This is a genomic window from Brevibacillus sedimenti, from assembly GCF_020923495.1.
In the GTDB taxonomy this organism is placed as follows: domain Bacteria; phylum Bacillota; class Bacilli; order Brevibacillales; family Brevibacillaceae; genus Brevibacillus; species Brevibacillus aydinogluensis.
This window is the reverse complement of record NZ_CP064048.1, coordinates 1,446,238-1,466,938: the sequence shown is the minus strand read 5'-3', so window position 1 is coordinate 1,466,938 and position 20,701 is coordinate 1,446,238. Positions and strand designations below refer to the sequence as shown.

Below are 20,701 nucleotides of genomic sequence, written 5' to 3'. Positions count from 1 at the left end.
TTCATCCACTCCTTGTTTTTTCTGTGTTTACTCTGTTCCTTCTTTTGCTGCTCGCTTGAGCAGATTGATCATCAGTGCCGTCACGACCGTACCGGCCAGAATCGAAACCAGGTACAGGACAGCGTTGCCCACGACCGGCAGAACAAACACCCCTCCGTGCGGCGCAGGCAGCGTACAACCAAAGAGCATCGACAGACCGCCCGCAACTGCGGAGCCCACCATGATCGAAGGAATGACGCGCGTCGGATCAGCCGCGGCAAACGGAATGGCCCCTTCGGTAATAAATGACGCACCCAGCACCCAGGCGGTTTTGCCTGCCTGCCGTTCCTCATCCGTAAACTTCTTCTTGAACAGCAGCGTTGCCAGCGCCAGGCCCAACGGCGGGGTCATCCCTGCCGCCATGATCGCCGCGTGAGGAGCGTAGTTTCCTTCGGCAATCATCGCGATCCCGAACGTAAAGGCCGCTTTGTTCACCGGACCGCCCATATCGAACGCCATCATGGCCCCAAGCACCATGCCCAGGAGTACGGCGTTGCCCTGGTTCATGTTTTTCAGCCAGTCACCCAGCGCCGCGTTGGCGGCCGCTACCGGCTCTGACACCACGTACATCATAACAAATCCGGTAATCATAATCCCGAACAGCGGGTAGAGCAGCATCGGCTTGATGCCTTCCAGGGACTGCGGCAGTCCGGCAAACAGCTTTTTCAATCCGGCTACCGTGTAGCCAGCCAGAAACCCGGCAATGAGCCCGCCCAGGAATCCGGCGCCGGACGAAGCCGCCAGCATCCCGCCGACCATGCCGGGCGCAAAAGCCGGGCGGTCGGCAATGCTCTTGGCAATAAACCCGGCCAGCACGGGGATCATCAGGCCAAAGGCTGTGCCGCCGCCGATATCCATCAGCGCCTTGGCCAGCGGGTGGAAAGACGGGTCATTTGGATCGGATGCCTTAATCCCGAACATGAAGCTAAGCGCGATGATAATGCCGCCGCCCACGACAAACGGCAGCATGTTGGATACCCCGTTCATCAGATGCTTGTACACAGCGGGCTGCTTCTGTTTGTTTTCGGCCTTCGCCTGATCAATCTTTTCCTTGTAACCAACCTTCGCTTCGCCGCTGTAAACGTACCCGTCCCGGTTCACCGCGCGTTTCAACAGCGTTTCCGCATTGCGAATGCCTTCCGCCACCGGCACCTCGATCACCACTTTGCCGGCAAAGCGCTCCATGTCCACCTGTTTGTCAGCGGCCACAATGACGGCTGCCGCTTCGGCGATGTCTTCCTCCGTCAGCCTGTTTTTCACGCCGCCGGAGCCGTTTGTCTCCACCTTGAGGGAAATGCCCAGCTCGTCGGCTTTCTTCTTCAACGCATCGGCGGCCATGTAGGTGTGGGCGATTCCGGTTGGGCACGCGGTTACGGCGACAATTTTCACTCCGCCGCCGGATTGTGCGTCGGAAACGCTTTCACTTTCACCGTGAATGTCCTGCTCTTTCCGGCAGATGATGTCCACGACCTGCTGTTTGGTTTCCGCCTGCATCAACTGCTGCCGGAACGATTCGTCCATCAGCATCTGGGAGAGCAGCGCCAGCGTCTCCAAATGCGCCTGGTTGGCATCCTCCGTCGCCGCGATCATGAAGAACAGATGCGCTTTTTGCTTGTCGAGCGAGTCAAAATCGATCCCTTCTTTGGACAATCCAAAAGCGATGCTGGGCGTTTTGACCGCTGCCGTTTTGGCGTGCGGGATGGCGATCCCGTCCCCGATCCCGGTCGAACCCAGTGCCTCGCGGGCCAGAATCGCCTGTTTCATCTCTTCCCGACTGTGCAGACGACCGGCTTCATCCAGCGTGGCGATCAGTTCGTCCAGCACTTCCTCTTTTGTCTTCGCTGCCAGGTGAAGCACAATCGTGTCGGCCTTCAGCAAATCGGCAATGCGAATGTGATGCTGCATGGTATTGCCCCCCTTTTTTTATTGCCCTGTGTTTATTCCACTGTGATCACGCTGATCTCGGGTAAATACGTGCGGATTGTTTCATGCGTACAAAACCCTTCCGACAGTGCGGTCGTGGTCCCCGCCGCAACAGCGAAGCGAAACGCCTCTTCCGCACGCCACCCTTTTGTATGCGCATACAGGAAACCGGCAACCATGGAGTCTCCCGCCCCGATCGAATTGACCGGTTTTCGCTTGGGAATCCGCGCGGCGAATGCCACTTCACGGTTGACGAATACGGCACCTTGCTCGGCCATGGAGACAATCACGTTTTGCGCACCCAGTTCCAGCGCCTTTCGCCCGCAGGCGATCGCCTCGTTGTGCGTGGTGATCTCCACCCCGAACAGTTCCCCCAACTCGTGATGGTTGGGCTTGATCAAAAACGGTTGTTCCGACAATCCGCTTTTCAGCGCTTCTCCCTTCGCGTCCAAAAACACGCGGACACCTTTGCCCTGAAGCCGTTTCATGATCGTCGGATAGATGTCGAGCGGCAAGCTCTTCGGCACGCTTCCCGCCAGCACCAGGTAGTCGTCCGGCCCCAACCGGTCGATCTGCGCAAACAGCTGCTGAAGCGCTTCCGCCGGGATTTCCGGGGAGACGCCGCTGATGTCAGTCTCGGTGTCGGCCTTGATCTTGATATTGATTCGAGAATCCTGCTCGATGGAAAGAAACTGATGCGCAATGCCGGCCCGCTCGACTTGCTGCCGGATAAACGCGCCCGTAAATCCGCCGACAAATCCCAGGGCCGTGCTGTCCACTCCCAACAGCCGCAGGACTTTGGAGACGTTGATGCCTTTTCCCCCCGCATCCTTCCACTCTTTGTGCGCCTCGTGTATGGTCCCTTTGTCCAAGGCAGGAACCCATACATGGTAGTCAATAGAAGGATTCAAGGTTACTGTGTAAATCATGCTTTCACCACTTTGAGATTTGTTAATCGACTGTACGCCTGCTGCTCTTCTTGCGACAAGCCGTCGTCGGTAATCACCGTCACCTCGCGCAAGTCGGCCACTTTGGCAAACGTGACGCGGGAGAACTTGTCGGAGTCGCACAGCACGAACCGCTCGTCGGAAAATTGCAGGGCCAACTGCTTCACGTACGCTTCGTCAGGGTCCGGCGTGGTCAAGCCGTGGTGCTTGTCGACCCCGTTCATGCCCAGGAAGCATTTGTCGAAGCGGTACTGGCTGATGGTTTTGAGGGCATCGCGCCCCACCAGCGACAATGTTGCCGCTTTCAATTCACCGCCAATTAAAATTGTCTTGATGTTCCGCTTGCTGAGCTGCAGGGCCATGTCGGGACTGTTGGTCACCACGACGATGTTGTCGTAGGGAAGGAACGGCAGCATCTGGTACGTGGTCGTGCCGGCATCGATGAAAATCGAGTCCCGTTCCTGCACCAGACTGGCAGCATACCGGGCGATTGCCGTTTTCTCCTTCTCGCGTTTGACCGCTTTTTCCAAAACCGTAGGCTCTTCAATCTTGTTCTGCAAGGAAGACGCCCCGCCGTGAACGCGCTTGAGCAGCCGCTGTTCTTCCAATTCGCTCAGGTCGCGCCGGATGGTCGACTCGGATGCCCCTGTCGCTTCCACCAGCTCGTGGATGCGGACAACATCCTTTTCTTTGAGCAGGGACAAGATGATGTGATGACGTTCAGGCGTTAGCAATTGCACCCTCCTTTCCGGAACGGGAAAAATACATGTTGAATCGTACCGTCATTATACCCCACTTTTCCGTCACAAACAACCACAAACGATCATTAACAATCATTTTCCGATCAAAAACGATCAATCGAAACATTGAGCGGCTGCCCAAAATGAAAGGAGCAGACCCCCACAGGGCTGCTCCCGTCAAAAGCGCAAACTGTATCAACAGCCGGGCCCGATGTTATTTCGGCATCGGACCGGTGTAATTCGACTGCGGACGAATGATTCGATTGTTTTTGGCCTGCTCCAGGATGTGAGCGCTCCAGCCGACGACACGGCTGACGGCAAAGGTCGGCGTGAACAGGGTATCGTCCAGGCCCACTGCCCGCATGACTGCAGCGGCGAAAAACTCCACATTGGTGTTCAGCTTGCGGCCAGGCTTGTATTCCTCCAGCAGCTTCAACCCTACCTGTTCCACGTGCGTCGCCAGGTCAAACCACGGGTCGTCGCCAGAGAGCTGCGACGCCACGACGCGCAGCGCGGTCGCGCGCGGATCGACGGTCTTGTACACGCGGTGGCCGAAGCCCATCAGGCGTTCTCCCTTTTCCAGCTTGGCGCGCATCCACGGTTCGGCGTTTTCCTTGGTGCCGATCGCTTCGATCATCTCGGTCACTTCGGACGGTGCGCCGCCGTGCAGCGGTCCTTTCAGCGCGCCGATGGCGGCCGTGATCGACGAAATCAGGTCGGACTGGGTGGAGCTGACAACGCGTCCCGAGAACGTGGAGGCGTTCATGCCGTGCTCCTGCGTCAGAATCAGGTAGGCGTCCAGCGCGCGCACATGAGCCGGGTTGGGCTCCTGTCCTTTCAGCATGTACAGGTAGTTGGCCGTGTGATCCAGAGCGGGATTGGGTTCTTGCGGCTCGCGGCCGTTGAGGCGGGCGTAGCGGTACGCCACGATTGTCGGCATCTTCGCCGTCAGGGAAATGACCTGGTCCAGCGTCGGCGGCCAGCTGTAATCGGCGCTGCCCAGTGCGGATACGCCGGTGCGCAGCACGCTCATCATGTCCACCTCGGCCGGGATCAGGTCGAGAATGCGCTTGACGTGGTCCGGCAGTTCCCGGTTTTCCTTCAGTTTGCCCTTCAGCTCGGCCAACTCCTGTTCGTTGGGCAGATGGCCGTACCACAGCAGATGGGCCACTTCCTCAAACGTATGGGTGATCGCCAGGTCGCGCGCCCAATGGCCGCGGTAGACGAGCAGGCCATTAAGGCCGTCCACCAGGCTGAGGTCGGTTTCAGCGACCGCAATGCCTTCCAACCCAATGGCTAATGTATGCTGTTGACTCATCCACACCACTCCTTCTTCTTCAGTCTGTTCGTGTCCATTCTCTTTGTAATCAGTATATCGATACAAAAACGATAAGGGAAATAGAATAATCCAGGTATACCAATTAAAAACCGTAATCAATTTCACTCCCCGGCAGGTCGTTGATTTGTCCCTTCACGCCCGGCCCGCCCCGTGCACCTCTGGCAGCGGTGGGTACAAGGCGGCCAGGATGTCGACAAAGCGCTGGACCGGTTCGCTTCCTTTCCCTTTTCTCTTCGGCAGCACCAGGTAGGTCGCCACCTTCGGAATGGTCAGGCCCGGCGTGGGCAGTTCCATAAAACGGTTTTCAAACAACTCCCTGCTGATGGCCGAGCGGGGCAGAAAAGAGACGCCCAACCCTTCCTCAATAAACGCCTTGGTAATGTCCACCTGGGAAACAGCCATCGTCCTCAGCGACAGTCCGCGCTGCCTCAGCAACAGCAGCAGATCGTCCCAGTAGCCGGGGTGATTGTGCGTCAGCAGCCGTTTGGTTTGCAGTTCCTGCTCCCAGTCGGGCAGCGGGGCCTCCATATCTCCGCCGCTGTGGGGAACGGCAAACACGACCGGATCTTCGTACAGCCTGTATGTATGCAGCGTAAGTTCGCCCGGGACCATTCGCGTCAGCCCGAGATCGGCCTGCCCGCTCTGCACCATGGGACCGATCTCCACGGAGTCAGCGATTTTAATGGAGAGGTCCACGTCCGGATACAGCTTGGTATAGCGGTGAATCAAATGGGACAACCGCGTGCGGGCAATAATCGGAGAAACCGCAATCTGCAGCTTCTCCCGGTACCCCTGCCGCCACGCCAGAAGGTCCTCCAGGCCGTGGTGCCATTGTTCCAGAAGCGCTTTGGCATGCGGCAGAAACCGCTTCCCGGCCGGTGTCAGCCGGACGCGTTTGCCCACCCGCTCAAACAGATTGATTCCCAATTCCCGCTCCAACGTCCGGATGTGCTGACTGACTGTCGGCTGGGCGATATACAACGCTTCAGCCGCCTGGTGAAAATTCTCCGTGGCAGCCGCCATGACAAATGTTTGCAGCACCCGAATATCCACGGCGCTCCCTCCTTCATGATAACCATGCGTTATATCATTCTGCCCAATCGGCAGTACGTCCTGTTTTCCCGCTGCAGGTACGCCAGCTGCCCAATCCGAAACATGGTTGTTCCTCCTCATATTCCCTGTATGATTTTCCTTTTATTAATAAATTTTTTCAAAAATATGGGCATTATTTCCACTTGCTTGTGGTACAATACGGTGTCGGGGGAAAAATCCTATCCACAGCGCCCCATATAGTGAAGAGAAACCATACAAGGAGGAACATTATGGAAACCACTACAAACGTGATTCCGCCGCGCAAACGCTTCAAGAAGACTCTGCTCGTGATCGGGGCGGCCGGGATCGCGGTGCTGGGCGGACTGGGCACAGCGTACGCCAAGCTGGATTTGTTCAAAAGCGCCAAAACGGTCTATCTGGAGGCGGAGGCAAACAACTTTGCCCAGTTGTCCGACGATATTTCCCAATCTTTTAACGAATACGAAGAGTACATCAAGCCGTACCTGGAAAAACCGGTTCACTCCACGACCGAACTGAGTCAAATCACCGTCGACGGCACTCCTCCCAACCCGCAGGCCGAAAAAATCCTGGACCTCTTGAAAAGCGCCAAACTGGTAATCCAGTCCAACGTGGACGAGTCCAAGCGGCAGCAGTCCGGCGGTGTGGAGGTGCATCTGAAAGACCGCAAGCTCCTTACGCTGGACTATTTCATCGATGACACCAAAATAGGCTTCCGGCTCCCGGACTTTTACCCCAAATACGGTTACGTGGACCTGAAAGACCGCGACACGATCAAGGAGCGATTTGGCGAAGAGCTGCCCAAGCGCCTGATCACGCCCCGCGACCTGTACGAGGCAGTGAAAGTCCCCCGCGATGAAGTGGCCGACGTGATCAAGCCGTATGCGCTCCTGTACGCGGAAAGCCTGAAAGACAGCCAGGTGACGATGAACAAGAACGCCTCCTTCTCCGAGGAAGGCTACCAGACGAGCGTCCGCGAGGTGACCGTCACCTTCACCGACGAGGAAGCAAAAGCACTTATGACGAAAATAGCGGAAAAGGCCAAATCCGACGACAAGCTGTTCGACCTGGTCTATGGCCGCTACCACAACGTCGCCTCGCTGCTGAAAGACAGCGGGTATCAGGACGTGGAGGAACTGTCCAAAGAGGAGTTCAAGAAAGAATACGTCAAGGTGTTTGACGACATGTTGGCCGATTTGAAAAGGACCACTGGCACGAACGACCAGCTCAAAATGGTGATGCTCATCAACAGCGACGATGAAATCCTCTCCCGCAAGCTGATGATCACCGGCAAACAGGGCAAGGAAGAGCAAAACCTCTGGCAAAGCGTCGCCTTTGCCAACGGAGCCGACAAGTACCGCCGCTACTCCCTGTATGTCGACGACCACGGCGAAAAAGGCGAGATGACGTTCCGCTACAAAGGCACCACGCACAGCGACAAAACGACCGGCACCATCGGCGTCCTGGTAAACGTCGAACGGGAAGCGAAACTGGATCTGTCCACCACGTTCGAAATCAGCAAGCAGGACAAAAAAGAGACGGGCACCTACGACTTCACGCTGAACCTGAAGAGCGAGGATCATCCGGAAGACATTGCCCTCTCCGGCCGCTTCTCGACGACAAAAACCGACAGCGGACGCGATTCCGAAGGCACGATCAAGCTGAATTTCGACAATGCAGCGCCCGACATGCCGAAGGGCATCAGCCTGAACGTAAAAGTGAAGGAAGCGTTTGGAAAGCCGCTCAACATTCCGGCCATGACCCCGGAAAATGCCGTCAACATCGCAACAGTGACCGACGAAGAAATCATGTCCATCCAGCAGGAAGCGGGCACGGCCGCGCAGTCCCTCATGATGAAGCACCAGGATTTGTTCCAGGAATTGATGCCGGCCATGCTGATGCCATGACGCTTGGATGCGAGTCCCCCTTTCCCCGCGGAAGGGGGATGTTTTTTTGTCTCTGTCCCCCTGTAAAAATAGGAAAATTTTTATCGAAATATGGCGAAAAAAAAGAATTTTTTTAACAAGGAAATCTCTTCCACAATACCGAAAACCAATAGCGACTTTATGAATTTTTATTTTTTGGTAGGAGGAGAAAGTGTGAAAAAAACGAGCAAAACCGTTGCCTCGCTCTCTCTCGCAGCTGTCCTGCTGCTCACGTCCCTGCCGTACAACGTGTACGCCTCAGAGAAGCTGAGCAGACAGGAACTGTCCAAGCTGAACAGCGTCACCAACGCAGTCGTCACCGAAGGGACCCGGACAGCCAAAATCTCTCCCCGTCTCAACACGAAATCCGACAAAAAGGTGAGCGTCATCGTCCAGTTCAAATCGGAACCGGCGGCCGTATCGCAGGAATACCGCCGCGGCTCCCGCTCGACCAGTTCACAGGAGAGCCGGGTCGCACGGGAACAGTCTTCTTTCCTGAAAGAAGCGCGAAAAAAGAACATCGACCTTGATGTAGAGCGCCAGTTTTCCCTCGTATTCAACGGCATGGAGCTGACCCTGCCGGCCAACCAGATTCCCAAGCTGGCTGAACTGCCCCAGGTCCAGGCTGTCTATGAAAACACCACCTACTCCGTCCCCGATGTGGAAACGGCCGATAGCGGTTCGTACAAATACGACATCGCTCCGCTGAAGCAGATCGGTGTCCTCGACATGTGGAAAGAGGGGCTGGACGGCAGAGGATTGAAGGTCGGGGTGATCGACACCGGTGTCGACTACCTGCATCCAGACCTGAAGGATGCCTACAAAGGCGGCTACGATTCGTTTGACAACGACAAGGACCCCTACGAGGAAGCGCCCATCTCCCCGGATGACGACCGCAGGGGAACGGGATACGAAGGCTCTTCCCACGGCACGCACGTCGCCGGCACCATCGTCGGCCGGGCCAAAAACAAGGATTCCGACGTACAGGTAAAAGGGGTTGCCTACGCAGCCGACCTCTATGTGTACCGCGTATTGGGCCGTGACGGCGGCAGTTCCGCGCAGGTAATCGACGGCATCGAAAAAGCAGTGAGAGACGGCATGGACGTCATCAACCTGTCGCTCGGCGCCGCCATGGAAAAGAACGCCGACTCCCCCGATTCGATCGCGGTGAACAACGCCATGCGGGCAGGCGTGATCACCGTCATCGCCAACGGCAACTCGGCACAAGACGAGCCGGGCCGCTACTACTATACGGCTGGTTCGCCGGCCGGAGCCAAACTGCCCATCACGGTAGGCGCAGTGACACCGCCAAGCGTGCTGTACGACGCCTCTGCCACGTCGTCTTTTGGCGACACCTACAACTTCCACGTGATGGCATGGCAGATTAATCAAAACAACTTCCGTGATCTGATCGGCACCGATCCGCTGCCGGTCGTGTACGCCAACCTGGGTTCCGCTCAGGACTTTGCCAATGTAGACGTAAAGGGCAAGGTAGCGCTTGTCTCCCGCGGCACGCTTGCGTTTACGGACAAGATTCTCAACGCCAAGAAAGCCGGCGCAGCCGCCATCGTCATCTTCAACGGCAACGACAAGGACGGCGACGGACTGGCCGACCTGGATCTCCCGCCCCAGGAACGCGGGGATTACATCGACACCATCCTGGGCGATCAAATAGAGGGGATTCCCACCTTTGACATGAGAGGGGTGGAAGGCCGAGCGCTGGCCAAGGAACTGCTGAGCGATCCGGAAAAGGCCCAGACCCTGACGTTTACCTTCTCCGGCGACTACCCGACCACCAACGATCCCGGCGACAAGGTGGCCGGATTCAGTTCGCGCGGTCCGGTCATGGGCGACAACTACGCCATCAAGCCGGACGTCACCGCTCCTGGCGTCTCCATCCTCTCCAGCGTACCCGCCTGGGGCAAGCTGATTGAAGGCGCCCAGTACGACAAGGCGTACGCCCGCTTCAACGGCACCAGCATGGCGACGCCGCACGTGGCCGGCCTGGCGCTGCTGTTGAAGCAGGCCCATCCGGAGTGGACCCCGTTTGAGGTCAAAGCAGCGCTCGCCAATACGGCGGAACGCCTCTACGACGAGGAGGGCACCCTGTATGATGTTTACTCCCAGGGAGCCGGGCGCGTTAACGGTCTGGCTGCAATGAAGACCCCGGCCGTGCTGCAAGTCGTGGAGCCGGTGACCATCCTCAACGAAGACTATGAGCCGGAGACGATCAACAATTACACCGCCAATACCAGCTTTGGCCTGATGAAACCGGGCAGCGCACCGGTCACCAAGACCCTGCAGCTGAAAAACACGTCAAGAGTGGACGTCACCTACGATGCCGAAGTGATCATGCACACCGCCGTTACCACCGACCCGTGGCATCCGAAAGAAACACCTGACGTCCGCGACATCAAGGTGAAGCTGTCGAGCGATACGATTTCCGCCAAAGCGAAGAAACGGACCAAGTTTACGCTCAGCCTCGCACCCGACAAAGACGCCGAGGAAGGCGTGTACGAAGGGGAAGTGGTGCTGAGGAGCAGGGACGAGAGGTACCCGGACCTGCATGTGCCGTTCGTCGTCCACGTCGGCGAAAAACCGGAGGACACCCACTTCGGTCTGGCCGACATGAAACTCTCCAGCTCCATCCTCTCTCCCGACGGGGACGGCAAGGATGACACCATTACCGTAGAGGCAGAGCTCCAGGCGACCGGAGTCAACCTGATCGAACTGGAGGCGTGGAGCCTGGACGACACGTACATCGGTACGATGGCTGTCCGCTTCAACGACTTCGAACCATTTGAACCGGGGCCGTTTACCATCTCCAACATTGACGGCACGTACGTCACCGGTTCGCTGGTGCCGAGGATGCTGCCGCCTGGCAAGTACAAGCTGCGCCTCGTCGCCTACGTCATCGATCCGGAAACCGGACAAGTGCTGGACATCTACGAGCTGTGGAAAGCCCTGCGGGTAAAAGAGCCGGTGTTCGACGAGTTTGCAGCGTCAGAGGCGCGCAGCAGCCTGAAAGAGACCGCAGCTGCGTTCCAGGCGGACATCGTCAACACGGAGACGATCGGGGAAGCAGTCCTGGCGCTGCCGACTGAATCCGAGGACGTCACCTACGCAGTCACCAAAAGCTCCAAGCCAGAGCTGATTGATAACGATGGCATTCTCGTGGCCCTTCCGGAAACGGACAGCGAAACGGTCACGCTCTACATCACCATTTCCTCCAAAGAAAATCCGGACGAGCAGGAAACGGTGAAGGTCAAAGTCACATTGAAGGGGCAGGAGTAATCCCCTGCCTTCCACGTCCATAAGCAAACAGGGACAGCCCTTTCTCCCACGGGAGGAAGAGGCGGTCCCTGTTTTCATTTTCACATGCCGCGCTTGATTGTATTCCCATGACAGGGCAAACCCGGTACAATAGGAACGTATGTTTCGCTGAATCCATCAACAGGGAGAGGTCGTTCATGTTTCTGCTGCCGCAAGACACTACATCCATGATCCTGCTGTTGATCGCACTCGGCTTGATCGTCTTCTCCGTCCGCGCCATGCTGCGCGCCATGTACAAAAAGGCGAAACGGGCGCTCTCAAAACGGTATTTCGCCGGCCTGATCAGCGGAAAAGCGCTGCTGATCGGGACGCTCTTGCTCGGGGCGGAGATGACGTGCAGACCCTGCTGCGTCACACCCCGTCTCCCTTCCAGCAATTCATGCTCGCTTCCGATTTTGACCTGGACGTAAAGGATAACCGCATTCTCTTTTCCAAAGACAAGGCGATCTCGGGGTATGTTCAGTTTGAAGAGCAGCGCGCCACCGTGTTTTTGACCGCCGAGATCAGCTATCCCCAAAGCGTGCAGACCGTCTGCGAGGCCGTGAATGCATTCGCCCCGTCCGCCCAAGCGGTCTCGGCCATCCAGGAGCTGATCCGGCAAAAGGTAAACCGCCGGATTCCCCTCCCGAACGGATACGTGGAAGTGAACGGAAGCAACGTGAAAGTGCAGCTGGATCGCCCTCTCGCGACACCCCTCTGATCCGGGCCGCAGTGCTCCCATTCCCTCCAGCGTTCCGCCCAACACCAGCAGGTTTATTCCGGTTCCCCCTCCGTTACAGCCGTTCGATGACCTTGTCGATCAGGCCGTACGCCTTGGCCTCTTCGGCAGACAGGAAAAAGTCGCGGTCTGCGTCGCGCTCGATCTTTTCCAGCGGCTGTCCGGTGCGTTCGGAAATGATGCGGTACAGCATGCGGCGCTGCTGCAAAATGCGCTCCGCCTGGATCTTGATGTCGCTCGCCTGCCCCTGGCTGCCGCCCCACGGCTGGTGAATCATCATCTCCGCGTTGGGCAGGGCGTAGCGTTTGCCCGGGGCACCGGCCACCAGCAGCACAGCGCCCATGGACGCGGCCAGACCGACGCAGATGGTGGAAACGTCCGGCTTGATGAACTGCATCGTGTCGAAGATGGCCATCCCGGCCGTGACCGAACCGCCCGGAGAGTTGATGTAGAGGTGGATGTCCTTGTCCGGGTCCTCCGCTGCGAGAAACAGCAACTGGGCGACGACGGTGTTCGCCACTTGATCGTCAATGGCGCTGCCGAGAAAAACAATCCGGTCTTTCAACAGGCGGGAGTAAATGTCATACGATCTCTCTCCGTAATTCGTCTGTTCCACGACAACCGGTACGAGATTCATCAGAATGCCCCCTTTACGGACTTGAATGGATGGCGATGGGCTGCGGCGACAGACGGCAGATGCACTTTCCCCAGCCGGCCCGGGCAAGCCTCCGCTATGCCGCCAAACGCATGAGCACAGCTTGCGGCGCGGCTGCTTTTTCCTCGCCAAAGCCGGATGAGACAACGGTCACGGTGGCCGGCCGTTCTTCCGGCCCCACCGTCCATCGGGTGACCGTGGCCTCCTGTGTCCTGCCTGTCTCCCCGACTTTGTGCGCGGGCAGGGAAACGACACTGCCGTTCCGTTCGGCGCCCGTTTCCCACACGACGACAGATTGCGGTTTTGCCTGCGGTCTCATCATTCTTCTCCTCCTTGTGAAAGCTGCGGGTAGACGGCCAGCACCACCTTATAGCTGTCCTCCCCGTCTGCTGACTGGTACTTCTCCACCAGTCGGTTGACCAGTTCCACGTATTCACGGACAAAGGCGCTTCGCTGTTCCGGGCCGGCCAGCCGGATACTGGTGTCCAGCGTGGCGCTGGGAATCTCGTCATCCCGGTCGGACCGCTCCATCAAGAGCAGCGAGTCCCGCTTGATCCGCTCCGCCATGGTGACCAGGTGCGACAAGGAGCCTTGGTCTTTGATGCGCTGAACGGTTTCCTTCGGCCAGTTCAGCGTCTCTGACAGGACGTACGTCCGCGCGATCGCCTGGTACAGGACTTCGACCAGATTGCGGACATTCCGGGTGCCGACCCGGCGCACCAGGCCCACTTTTTCCAGCGCCTTGAGATGGTAGTTGACCCGCTGCGGGATTTCGTTGATGCCGCGGGCCACCTCGGCGGCGGAGGCAGGCTCGACAAGCCGGCTCAGGATTTCTGCGCGAAGCGGGTTGAGCAGGGCCATCGCCTGCTCCGGCGTCTCGACCACGTATGTTTCCAACACTTCCTGTTCCACATTGAACACCTCAGAAAAGGATTCATTCACGTAAAAACATTTTATTACGTAAGCGCCCCATTGTCAAATGGTGGAATTGCACCCAAACAAAAAAGCCCGTTGTCGGGCGCTGCAGCGTGCGGCATCAGCTGTATCGGAACTCGGAAGACATCGGCTGCTGAACAAAAAACCCCGGCACAGACTTATACTGTGCCGGGGAGTCCTGCCTGTTGACCCATGTTGTGCAGGCTTTTTTTCGCATCAGATCAGGCAGCTGATTTTCTTTGCTTATTGATCACCAGCCTGGACGGTCGGGAATCCGAAGCCGGAAGCAATGTCATCGCCTGTCCCCGCGCTGATGCCTCCCTTGATGTCATTTGCTTTCGCGCGTTTTTGCAGCTCCGCACGGACATCGTTATTGCTCCATGTCGGATTCGACGCCCAGATTTTGGCTGCCAATCCGGAGATATGCGGCGTTGCCATGGACGTACCGCTAATGGTGTTATATCCGCCATTGGGCCACGTCGATTCGACCGACCGTCCCGGCGCGGATACTTCCACATCCCGCTCCTGAATCACGTAATCGCCGGCCGTTGACGGATTACCCCGGGAAGAGAAGTCAGCCACACGATACGTGCCGTTTTGCTGTACATTTTCCAGAGCGGCTACTGCTACGGCATCCTTCAACCCTCCCGGATAGCCGATCGTATTGGCGGAAGGACCGGAATTACCGGCTGCCGCTACCACCAGCGCTCCTCGCTGCTGGGCATAGGTCACGGCATTGGCAATCAACGAATCCTTCGCGGAGGAGCCAAGCGACATGGAAATCACCACTTTTACCCCTTTGCTGACGCCTTGATCAGCGGCGTAGCGGATCGCGTAGGCGATATCATCCGCATACCCGCTGCCCCCGTCACTCAGCACTTTATACGCCCACAGCTTGGCCTCCGGAGCGACGCCGTAAATGCCGCTGCCTCCTCCTCCGTTGGCGAGGATGGTACCCGCAACGTGGGTCCCATGTCCGTTGCCATCTGCGCAACCATTCACGACAGGCGAACTCGTAGTGAAGTTGTAGCACTGCTCCACATTGGCCGACAGGTCAGGATGCGCGGTATAGGCGCCGGTATCCAGGACGGCTACGCGAATCCCTTTGCCGCCGCTGGTGGATTGGATCGACGAATTCCGATAAATTGCTTCGATCCCCCAAGGCGTTCGGTCGGAAGGAGTCGCCATTGCCTCGACGCGCCCCTCCTCCTGGAACTCGGCAATCGACAGCGTGTTGACCAGCGTAACTTTCAAGGACTTGTCCGACGTCAATTTCTTCAGTTCTTCTTCCGTCACTTCGGTGGTAAAGCCCAGGTCGTCAAAGTCGTGCCGCTCTCCAAGCTGTCTCTTCAGGCTTGCCTTCAGCGACCTCACGCTTTTATCCGGCTGAATCAGCACCCGAAGCTTGTCCGAACTTGAACTTGTGTTTGTGCTTTCATCAACAGCCCCTGCACCTCCTGAAAACGCGGACAGTACCAATGCTGCTGACAACACCATGCCTCCCAACAGCTTTTTCCTTTGCCTCCTCATACAATCGCCCTCCTAAATTTGGTTATAATTAGTATCTGTGGCTCAATTATACATAATTCCGAAATTTATATCAATTACCAATTTTAGTTATTTTTGCAATTTCTTCTAAATTTTCTCCCCCTCGAAAAACCGTCATCCAAAAACAAAAACACTCCCCTCTTCAAGGGAGTGTTTTGTCAAACCGCATCACTTCGCCGTCTTCCGGCACCAGCACCCGGCCGTCCAGCTCTCGCTCCCGCAGGTGAGCGCGCAGTTCGGAGCGGCTCAGCAGACAGTGATTCCACGCTTCCATATGGGCGACGACGATCCGAGCGGACGGGCAGGCGCCGGCCAGGCAAACGACGTCCTCAGCGGTCATCGTGATGGGACCGCCGGTTACGAATTGGGCAGCTCCGGCAAAGACCACCGCCACTTCCGGCCGATGGTCGGCGGCGGCCCGCTCCACCTCTTCACACCAGATCGTGTCGCCGGCCAGGTAGAGGCACGGTTCCCCCTCCGCACGCAGCACAAATCCGGAGACAGGCCCCATCTTCTCACCGATGTCCCCGGTGCCGTGCCGGCCGCCCGTCCGCCCGAGGCGGATTCCTTCCCAGACGATCTCATCCGCCACCGGCGTAACATTTAAAAATCCGCACTCCGTCAGCCGCTCCCGATCCTGCGGCTGGCAAAAAACCGGAATCTCCTTGGGCAGCAAGTCGGCAGCCGCTTGGTCAAAATGATCGCGATGGATGTGTGTCACCAGGACGGCATCAATCCAAACAATCACGCTTTCCGCCGGTACGGGCAGCTCTACAAGCGGATTGGGCCGCTGGTTGGGCGTGTTGGGAGTGGCCGCGAGTTCGCCCGCCCGGCTCAGCATCGGATCGACAAGCAGCGTCCGGTTGGCGTATGTCACGCGCAGCGTGGCGTGTCGGACAAGCTGGATTTCCATACAGGTTCGCTCCTTTGCCATTATAATGGATACAGGTGAGTCCATTATAATCGGGTTATCGTTAACGCTGTGAAAAGATTCATCCTTCTGCGCTTTCAGGTTGAAAGGAGACTGCCTCATGCTCGATCAAACCGACTTGCACATCCTCGCCCTGCTGCGCGAAAACGCCCGCTTGTCGTGGAAAGAAATCGGCGAACAGGTGCATCTGACCGGCCAAGCCGTGGGCAACCGCATTCGGCGGATGGAGGACATGGGCGTCATCCGCGGATATACGGCCGTTGTCGATCCTGCCAAACTGGGCCCCTCCCTCACCGCGATCGTCACGCTCCTGATGAAAACGACGGATCACGGACAGTTCGAACGCTTCGTCAGGGGCCGCCCCGAGATCGTTGAAGCTCATCGCGTCAGCGGGGAAGGCTGTTATTCGCTGCTCGTCCGCGTCCCCGATCAGACGGCCCTCAACGCGCTGTTGGACGACATCCTGGCGTACGGCAACTACCGGCTGAGTCTGTCGATCGGCCGGCTGAAATAGGCACGTCCCGCCCATCATCCGACCATTTCTGAACTGACCGATCATCCTTATGGCGATGGCGCCATCGATCGGGTTCGGCCTGAGCCTCTCCTCCAGCTTTGTACCGGAATTGCACTTCGAGAATTTTTTCCGGTTGCCCGCTTCCGCCCAACGGGTTTACAATGAGGGATGCCAGGAACCCAGGTTCTTGCAGACGTCAAGAAAGGGGGGAAATCGCCGATGGAAGAAGCGCTTTTGCTGCTTTCGCTGGATGATTTCTTCGCCTTGCTTGCCCTGTTTGCGGGCTGCTTCCCGTCCGTAATGTACATACGGCGGTTGCAGCGCTCGCAGAGCGTGACCATTGGCTGGCGTAAAAACGACAGCTACGAACCTTCCATTAATCTTTGCTTGGTCGAGACGTATCCGATGGCGGTAAGGCAGACGCAGCGCATCCGGCTGCATCGGCGCGTACGGTGCGAAGACGGCGACTCGGATGCATCCGCACTCCGCTTTTCGCTCTGAGCAGAAGAATCAGAATCGAAAAAGGAGCGTGACGGTGCATGATCGCCAAGTACATCGGAGAAGCTCTGTTGGTTTGCTTCAGTCTGCCGCTGTTAGCCTATCAGACCGCGGAGAGCCTCTACGCGCTGGCGGACGCGTTTGCGCAGATGTCCGAGTACCTGCCGTGGAAATGACAACCGCAGCATGTATGACAAAACCCTGGCCGAACGGCAAACGGCCAGGGTTTTTCTAACTGTCGCGACAGCCGGGCGCAGGTCTCCCGTGCGCTGGCGGCGCGTGTGATCAATGCCGGCCGGTTCCCTTGTTCCCCCTCGCCGTCAATCCGCCGGCACGCGATCTCCCCGCGACGTCGGCTGGGAGATGACGAGAAATTCCGTCTCCGCCCCGCTTTCATTTTTCATCTGGTGCGGCACGCCCGGCGGCACTTCCATGCCTTCGTGGGGATGCAGCTCCCACGAGACGCCGTCCACTTCCAGCACCGCTGTCCCGGACAGCACAAAGAAAAACTGCCGCGACCGCTCATGGTAATGACGGACTTCCGCCGTTCCCGCCGGCATCCGCTCGTGGATCACACTCAGGTCGCTCCCCTTGACCAGATGCCAGCCGTCACAGCGCTCCCCCCAGACGTAGTGCTCCGCACTCCCCTTGGATATTTTTTTCAGCGGCATACCGCCTGACTGCCCGGATTGGCGAGGGGTCGACTTCGCACGGGGCTGGGGTTGAAACCCTTTGAACCGCGTGCCCTGATACGTGAGAATGCCTTCTTCGTTATCGGCTATCAGCCCGTACTCCGGCCCGTTTACACGAAACTCCAGCCGTTCCCCGCTGTCCAGCTCAAACGCCACGTAATACGACGTATGAACGCTTGAATCGCCGGCCCCTCCCCAGGTTTTTGTCCGCTTCCCCAACACCCTGGCAGGAACGCTGCGGACCGGCGCGGTGTTGTTGGACATCCACGTGACCACGCCTCTGACCAGAGCCGTCCCGATCAGCACGATGATTACCCCAAAGATCAAACCGGGCGCCAGCGTAAACCACAAGGGTTCTCCCGGCATGGAAAAACTCGCATCGAAAAACACGCTCCACCCTCCTGTCCATCACGCTACCCTGTTATACGCCAGGAGGAAAAAAATGTTTCGATCTTTCCCGCGATTCAGAAGGGAATCCGCCTGTTCTCCATGCAGTCATACCCGTTTCGGACGGCCCACTCAATGACCCCGTCCCAGAAGCTTTCGCAGGTGCTCAGGATCGCGTCGGGCTTCGATAAATCCCCGGCCATCACCAACCGGCACAGCGCGTCGAAACCGGCAGGGCGGTCAGACATCCCCAGCGCTTCGGTCAGGACGAGCGCCCTGGTGGAAAAGCACCGGCGATGATGCAGGCCGACAAGCATGGCGCCGTACGTGGCCGTTTCGATTGCCAGCGTCGGCAAAAACGTGCAGGGCCCCTGGACCCTGACATTTCTCCACTTGCCGGCCAATTCGTACAGTTCGCCTGTGATCACGCCGCAAACCGCACGGCGAAAATCATCCCTGTCAGGCGATTCCGCCACGCTGCGCAGTTCGGCGAAAAACGCTTCCGGATCATAAAGGCTCCGCACAGCGAAATACTTTCCGTGCGTGAGCGGCCACAGGCCATCGACGGACGCCGCATCCCGCAGCATCACGTCCTCGCTCAGAAAGTTCACCTCCGCTTTCCACGCCCCGACGGCCCATTCGCAGTCATCGTCCTGACCCGAAGAGCGCAGAACGCAGAACATCTCCAGATCGGAAAACGGGCCGTCCGTTTCCCGTGCCGCTGAGCCGTAGATGCCGATCGCCTTGATGTTCTCTCCGTGGACGGACAGCGCCCGTTCGGCGATCTCGTGCGCCAGGCGCGCACGCTCTTTTCTCGTCATTGGCATTGGTCCATTCATGTGGGTTCACTCCTTTTGTTTGGTACGAAGCGTTTCGAAAAAGCCGTACACAAACAGACAGGAGGGCCGCGGCATCAACGGGGGACTGTTTTGGCGTGCATGCCACCAACCTCCCGGACTGTGTGATCATTTCCGCCATTTTCCCAAAAAGGAAAAACCATTCCGAATCCATTATCCGGAAAATCCCGGAAAAAGACAAACCTCTCAAACGCCCCCCGGTTCTTCCCCTGCGGCACAGGCTGCCCGTCCGGCTGCCGAGTCAGAACAGGCCGGAGTCATTCTTTATTGACTTTTCAGGAATTAACGGTTATGATGGATATGCGTAAACGTGAATATGCGATTTGAATGGAGGAGCCTGTCACCTGGGTTTCCTATTGCCTTTTTTACGAAAAAGGCGGGGAAATCGAGGTGGCAGGCTCTTTTTTCATTCGCATCCGTTGCAACACATCAAAGGGGGAGTGTCCATGATTGTCTTTGAACTGGCGATGATTCTGCTTGCTTCCAAGATTGCGGGGGACATTAGCGTCCGCTTGGGGCAGCCCTCCGTACTGGGCAAGCTGCTGATTGGCATCGTGCTCGGGCCTACGGTGCTCGGGGTGGTCAACGACACGGAAATTCTCAAGGAAATCAGCCAGATTGGTGTCATTCTGCTGATGTTCATCGCGGGGCTGGAAACCGATCTCGACGAGTTCAAGCGGACGGGAAAAGCCTCCACATTCGTCGGCGTGGCCGGCATCCTGGCGCCGTTGACAATGGGGTATCTGGCGGGCACCGCCGTCGGCATGTCTCCGCTGGAAGCGGTCTTCCTCGGCCTGTTGCTTTCCGCCACCAGCGTCAGCATTTCCGTGCAGGCGCTTAAAGAGCTGGGCAGGCTGCAGTCAAGAGAAGGAGCAACCATCCTGGGTGCCGCAGTCATTGACGACGTACTGGTCATTCTCGCCCTGGCGTTTGTGATGAGCTTTACCGGCGGCGATGTCAATCTCGGCATGGTGGTTGTGAAAAAAGCGGTGTTTTTTGCCGTCGCCCTGCTGCTCTCCTGGAAAGTGGTGCCTTGGGTGCTGAAGCGGTTTGCTCCGCTGCAGGTAACCGAGTCTGTCGTATCCGCCGGACTGATCATTTGCTTCACGTTCGCCTTCCTGGCCGACTATGCGGGAGTCGCCGCCATCATCGGCTCCTATATCGCCGGCGTGGCCATCAGCATGACCCCGTACAAGCAGAAGATGTGTGAAAAAGTGGAAACGCTCAGCTATTCGGTGTTTGTCCCGGTGTTCTTCACCTCCATCGGGGTCACGGCGTCATTTGCGGGCATTGGCGAACATCTCGGCCTGATTGCCGGCCTCAGCATCCTTGCAATCCTGACCAAACTGGTCGGCGGCGCGCTCGGCGCGAAGCTGTCTGGTTTTACCTGGGGCAGCTCCCTGGGCATCGGCGCGGCGATGGTGTCCCGCGGGGAAGTGGCGCTGATCATCGCCTCCATCGGACTGGAAACCGGGTTGCTGGCCGAAGACATGTTTGCCGCCGTCATCGTCGTCGTTCTCGTGACGACATTGGTGACGCCGCCGCTGATGAAGCTGTTTTTCACCCAACAAAAGCTGGCGGCGGAACGCCCCGTGTTGAGACGAGAAGCGTAATCCGCCGCCGAAAGCCGGGACAGCAGTCCCGGCCA

Annotated in this window: 20 protein-coding genes and 1 pseudogene; 8 read left to right on the top strand and 13 right to left on the bottom strand. The window is 57.8% G+C overall.

Translation table 11 applies throughout. The features are described 5' to 3' along the window. Positions 1-27: 27 nt before the first annotated feature. The 5 genes from IRT44_RS07165 to IRT44_RS07145 form a co-directional block, all read right to left on the bottom strand. A complete protein-coding gene (locus tag IRT44_RS07165) occupies positions 28-1,944 on the bottom strand; it encodes a PTS fructose transporter subunit IIABC (protein WP_230077673.1) in 1,917 nt (638 codons plus the stop codon). A 32-nt stretch (positions 1,945-1,976) separates the two neighbouring features. Further along, positions 1,977-2,891, bottom strand: coding sequence for a 1-phosphofructokinase (pfkB, locus tag IRT44_RS07160; protein ID WP_230077672.1), 915 nt, complete (start codon positions 2,889-2,891; stop codon positions 1,977-1,979). Then, complete coding sequence (locus tag IRT44_RS07155) at positions 2,888-3,643, bottom strand: DeoR/GlpR family DNA-binding transcription regulator (RefSeq protein ID WP_171566125.1); 756 nt, start codon at positions 3,641-3,643, stop codon at positions 2,888-2,890. Before IRT44_RS07155 ends, pfkB begins: the two co-directional genes overlap by 4 nt. A gap of 220 nt (positions 3,644-3,863) precedes the next feature. After that, positions 3,864-4,967, bottom strand: coding sequence for a citrate synthase/methylcitrate synthase (locus IRT44_RS07150; RefSeq protein WP_230077671.1), 1,104 nt, complete (start codon positions 4,965-4,967; stop codon positions 3,864-3,866). A gap of 153 nt (positions 4,968-5,120) precedes the next feature. Continuing rightward, entirely contained in the window at positions 5,121-6,041 is a 921-nt protein-coding gene (locus IRT44_RS07145) for a LysR family transcriptional regulator (protein ID WP_230077670.1), read from the bottom strand. A 269-nt stretch (positions 6,042-6,310) separates the two neighbouring features. Here IRT44_RS07145 and IRT44_RS07140 point away from each other — a divergent pair, with 269 nt between their 5' ends. The 4 genes from IRT44_RS07140 to IRT44_RS07115 all read left to right on the top strand — a co-directional run bounded on the left by IRT44_RS07140 (position 6,311) and on the right by IRT44_RS07115 (position 12,017). Further along, positions 6,311-7,966, top strand: coding sequence for a DUF6583 family protein (locus IRT44_RS07140; protein WP_171566121.1), 1,656 nt, complete (start codon positions 6,311-6,313; stop codon positions 7,964-7,966). 192 nt (positions 7,967-8,158) lie between these two features. Continuing rightward, positions 8,159-11,278, top strand: a complete 3,120-nt coding sequence (locus IRT44_RS19385) for a S8 family serine peptidase (protein ID WP_326838943.1) — start codon at positions 8,159-8,161, stop codon at positions 11,276-11,278. Positions 11,279-11,454: 176 nt separating this feature from the next. Further along, on the top strand, positions 11,455-11,727 hold the full coding sequence (locus IRT44_RS07120; protein ID WP_230077669.1) for a hypothetical protein: 273 nt from the start codon (positions 11,455-11,457) through the stop codon (positions 11,725-11,727). Beyond that, the gene (locus IRT44_RS07115; protein ID WP_230077668.1) at positions 11,652-12,017 is read left to right on the top strand and encodes a hypothetical protein; all 366 of its coding nucleotides are present in this window, start codon (positions 11,652-11,654) and stop codon (positions 12,015-12,017) included. The genes IRT44_RS07120 and IRT44_RS07115 overlap by 76 nt, the downstream gene beginning before the upstream one ends. Positions 12,018-12,090: 73 nt before the next feature. Here the strand turns inward: IRT44_RS07115 and clpP are convergent, their stop codons facing one another. From clpP to IRT44_RS07090, 5 genes are all read right to left on the bottom strand, one after another. Beyond that, a complete protein-coding gene (gene clpP, locus IRT44_RS07110) occupies positions 12,091-12,672 on the bottom strand; it encodes an ATP-dependent Clp endopeptidase proteolytic subunit ClpP (RefSeq protein WP_171566116.1) in 582 nt (193 codons plus the stop codon). A gap of 94 nt (positions 12,673-12,766) precedes the next feature. Beyond that, on the bottom strand, positions 12,767-13,012 hold the full coding sequence (locus IRT44_RS07105) for a hypothetical protein (RefSeq protein ID WP_230077667.1): 246 nt from the start codon (positions 13,010-13,012) through the stop codon (positions 12,767-12,769). Beyond that, positions 13,009-13,602, bottom strand: coding sequence for a winged helix-turn-helix domain-containing protein (locus IRT44_RS07100; protein WP_171566115.1), 594 nt, complete (start codon positions 13,600-13,602; stop codon positions 13,009-13,011). Before IRT44_RS07100 ends, IRT44_RS07105 begins: the two co-directional genes overlap by 4 nt. 267 nt (positions 13,603-13,869) lie before the next feature. Beyond that, complete coding sequence (locus IRT44_RS07095; RefSeq protein WP_171566113.1) at positions 13,870-15,156, bottom strand: S8 family peptidase; 1,287 nt, start codon at positions 15,154-15,156, stop codon at positions 13,870-13,872. A 160-nt stretch (positions 15,157-15,316) separates the two neighbouring features. Beyond that, positions 15,317-16,087, bottom strand: a complete 771-nt coding sequence (locus tag IRT44_RS07090) for an MBL fold metallo-hydrolase (protein WP_230077666.1) — start codon at positions 16,085-16,087, stop codon at positions 15,317-15,319. A 118-nt stretch (positions 16,088-16,205) separates the two neighbouring features. Between IRT44_RS07090 and IRT44_RS07085 the strand changes: the two genes are divergently transcribed. From IRT44_RS07085 to IRT44_RS19325, 3 genes are all read left to right on the top strand, one after another. Beyond that, on the top strand, positions 16,206-16,619 hold the full coding sequence (locus IRT44_RS07085) for an Lrp/AsnC family transcriptional regulator (protein ID WP_212133037.1): 414 nt from the start codon (positions 16,206-16,208) through the stop codon (positions 16,617-16,619). A gap of 219 nt (positions 16,620-16,838) precedes the next feature. After that, positions 16,839-17,120 (top strand): hypothetical protein, encoded by a 282-nt coding sequence (locus IRT44_RS07080; RefSeq protein WP_212133036.1) that lies wholly within the window; start codon positions 16,839-16,841, stop codon positions 17,118-17,120. Positions 17,121-17,158: 38 nt separating this feature from the next. Next, positions 17,159-17,293 carry a hypothetical protein gene (locus IRT44_RS19325; protein ID WP_268255215.1) on the top strand — a complete coding sequence of 45 codons (135 nt, stop codon included), beginning with the start codon at positions 17,159-17,161 and terminating at the stop codon, positions 17,291-17,293. Between the two features lie 144 nt (positions 17,294-17,437). Here IRT44_RS19325 and IRT44_RS07075 read toward each other — a convergent pair whose 3' ends face one another. From IRT44_RS07075 to IRT44_RS07065, 3 genes and pseudogenes are all read right to left on the bottom strand, one after another. Then, positions 17,438-17,788 carry a cupin domain-containing protein gene (locus IRT44_RS07075; protein WP_212133054.1) on the bottom strand — a complete coding sequence of 117 codons (351 nt, stop codon included), beginning with the start codon at positions 17,786-17,788 and terminating at the stop codon, positions 17,438-17,440. A gap of 63 nt (positions 17,789-17,851) precedes the next feature. Beyond that, positions 17,852-18,175: pseudogene (locus IRT44_RS07070) on the bottom strand (DUF2500 domain-containing protein); the annotation flags it as partial. 98 nt (positions 18,176-18,273) lie between these two features. Next, positions 18,274-19,035, bottom strand: a complete 762-nt coding sequence (locus tag IRT44_RS07065; RefSeq protein WP_212133035.1) for an ANT(4')-I family aminoglycoside nucleotidyltransferase — start codon at positions 19,033-19,035, stop codon at positions 18,274-18,276. Between the two features lie 464 nt (positions 19,036-19,499). Here IRT44_RS07065 and IRT44_RS07060 point away from each other — a divergent pair, with 464 nt between their 5' ends. Beyond that, positions 19,500-20,666 carry a cation:proton antiporter gene (locus IRT44_RS07060; RefSeq protein WP_230077665.1) on the top strand — a complete coding sequence of 389 codons (1,167 nt, stop codon included), beginning with the start codon at positions 19,500-19,502 and terminating at the stop codon, positions 20,664-20,666. Positions 20,667-20,701 lie beyond the last annotated feature (35 nt).

What these genes read in the sequence shown, in the direction of transcription:
- IRT44_RS07165 (WP_230077673.1), bottom strand. Translation starts at nt 1,944, where the DNA reads ATGCAGCATCACATTCGCATTGCCGATTTGCTGAAGGCCGACACGATT.
- pfkB (WP_230077672.1), bottom strand. Translation starts at nt 2,891, where the DNA reads ATGATTTACACAGTAACCTTGAATCCTTCTATTGACTACCATGTATGG.
- IRT44_RS07150 (WP_230077671.1), bottom strand. Translation starts at nt 4,967, where the DNA reads ATGAGTCAACAGCATACATTAGCCATTGGGTTGGAAGGCATTGCGGTC.
- IRT44_RS07140 (WP_171566121.1), top strand. Translation starts at nt 6,311, where the DNA reads ATGGAAACCACTACAAACGTGATTCCGCCGCGCAAACGCTTCAAGAAG.
- IRT44_RS07120 (WP_230077669.1), top strand. Translation starts at nt 11,455, where the DNA reads ATGTTTCTGCTGCCGCAAGACACTACATCCATGATCCTGCTGTTGATC.
- clpP (WP_171566116.1), bottom strand. Translation starts at nt 12,672, where the DNA reads ATGAATCTCGTACCGGTTGTCGTGGAACAGACGAATTACGGAGAGAGA.
- IRT44_RS07105 (WP_230077667.1), bottom strand. Translation starts at nt 13,012, where the DNA reads ATGATGAGACCGCAGGCAAAACCGCAATCTGTCGTCGTGTGGGAAACG.
- IRT44_RS07095 (WP_171566113.1), bottom strand. Translation starts at nt 15,156, where the DNA reads ATGAGGAGGCAAAGGAAAAAGCTGTTGGGAGGCATGGTGTTGTCAGCA.
- IRT44_RS07090 (WP_230077666.1), bottom strand. Translation starts at nt 16,087, where the DNA reads ATGGAAATCCAGCTTGTCCGACACGCCACGCTGCGCGTGACATACGCC.
- IRT44_RS07085 (WP_212133037.1), top strand. Translation starts at nt 16,206, where the DNA reads ATGCTCGATCAAACCGACTTGCACATCCTCGCCCTGCTGCGCGAAAAC.
- IRT44_RS07080 (WP_212133036.1), top strand. Translation starts at nt 16,839, where the DNA reads ATGGAAGAAGCGCTTTTGCTGCTTTCGCTGGATGATTTCTTCGCCTTG.
- IRT44_RS19325 (WP_268255215.1), top strand. Translation starts at nt 17,159, where the DNA reads ATGATCGCCAAGTACATCGGAGAAGCTCTGTTGGTTTGCTTCAGTCTG.
- IRT44_RS07075 (WP_212133054.1), bottom strand. Translation starts at nt 17,788, where the DNA reads ATGCCGCTGAAAAAAATATCCAAGGGGAGTGCGGAGCACTACGTCTGG.
- IRT44_RS07065 (WP_212133035.1), bottom strand. Translation starts at nt 19,035, where the DNA reads ATGAATGGACCAATGCCAATGACGAGAAAAGAGCGTGCGCGCCTGGCG.
- IRT44_RS07060 (WP_230077665.1), top strand. Translation starts at nt 19,500, where the DNA reads ATGATTGTCTTTGAACTGGCGATGATTCTGCTTGCTTCCAAGATTGCG.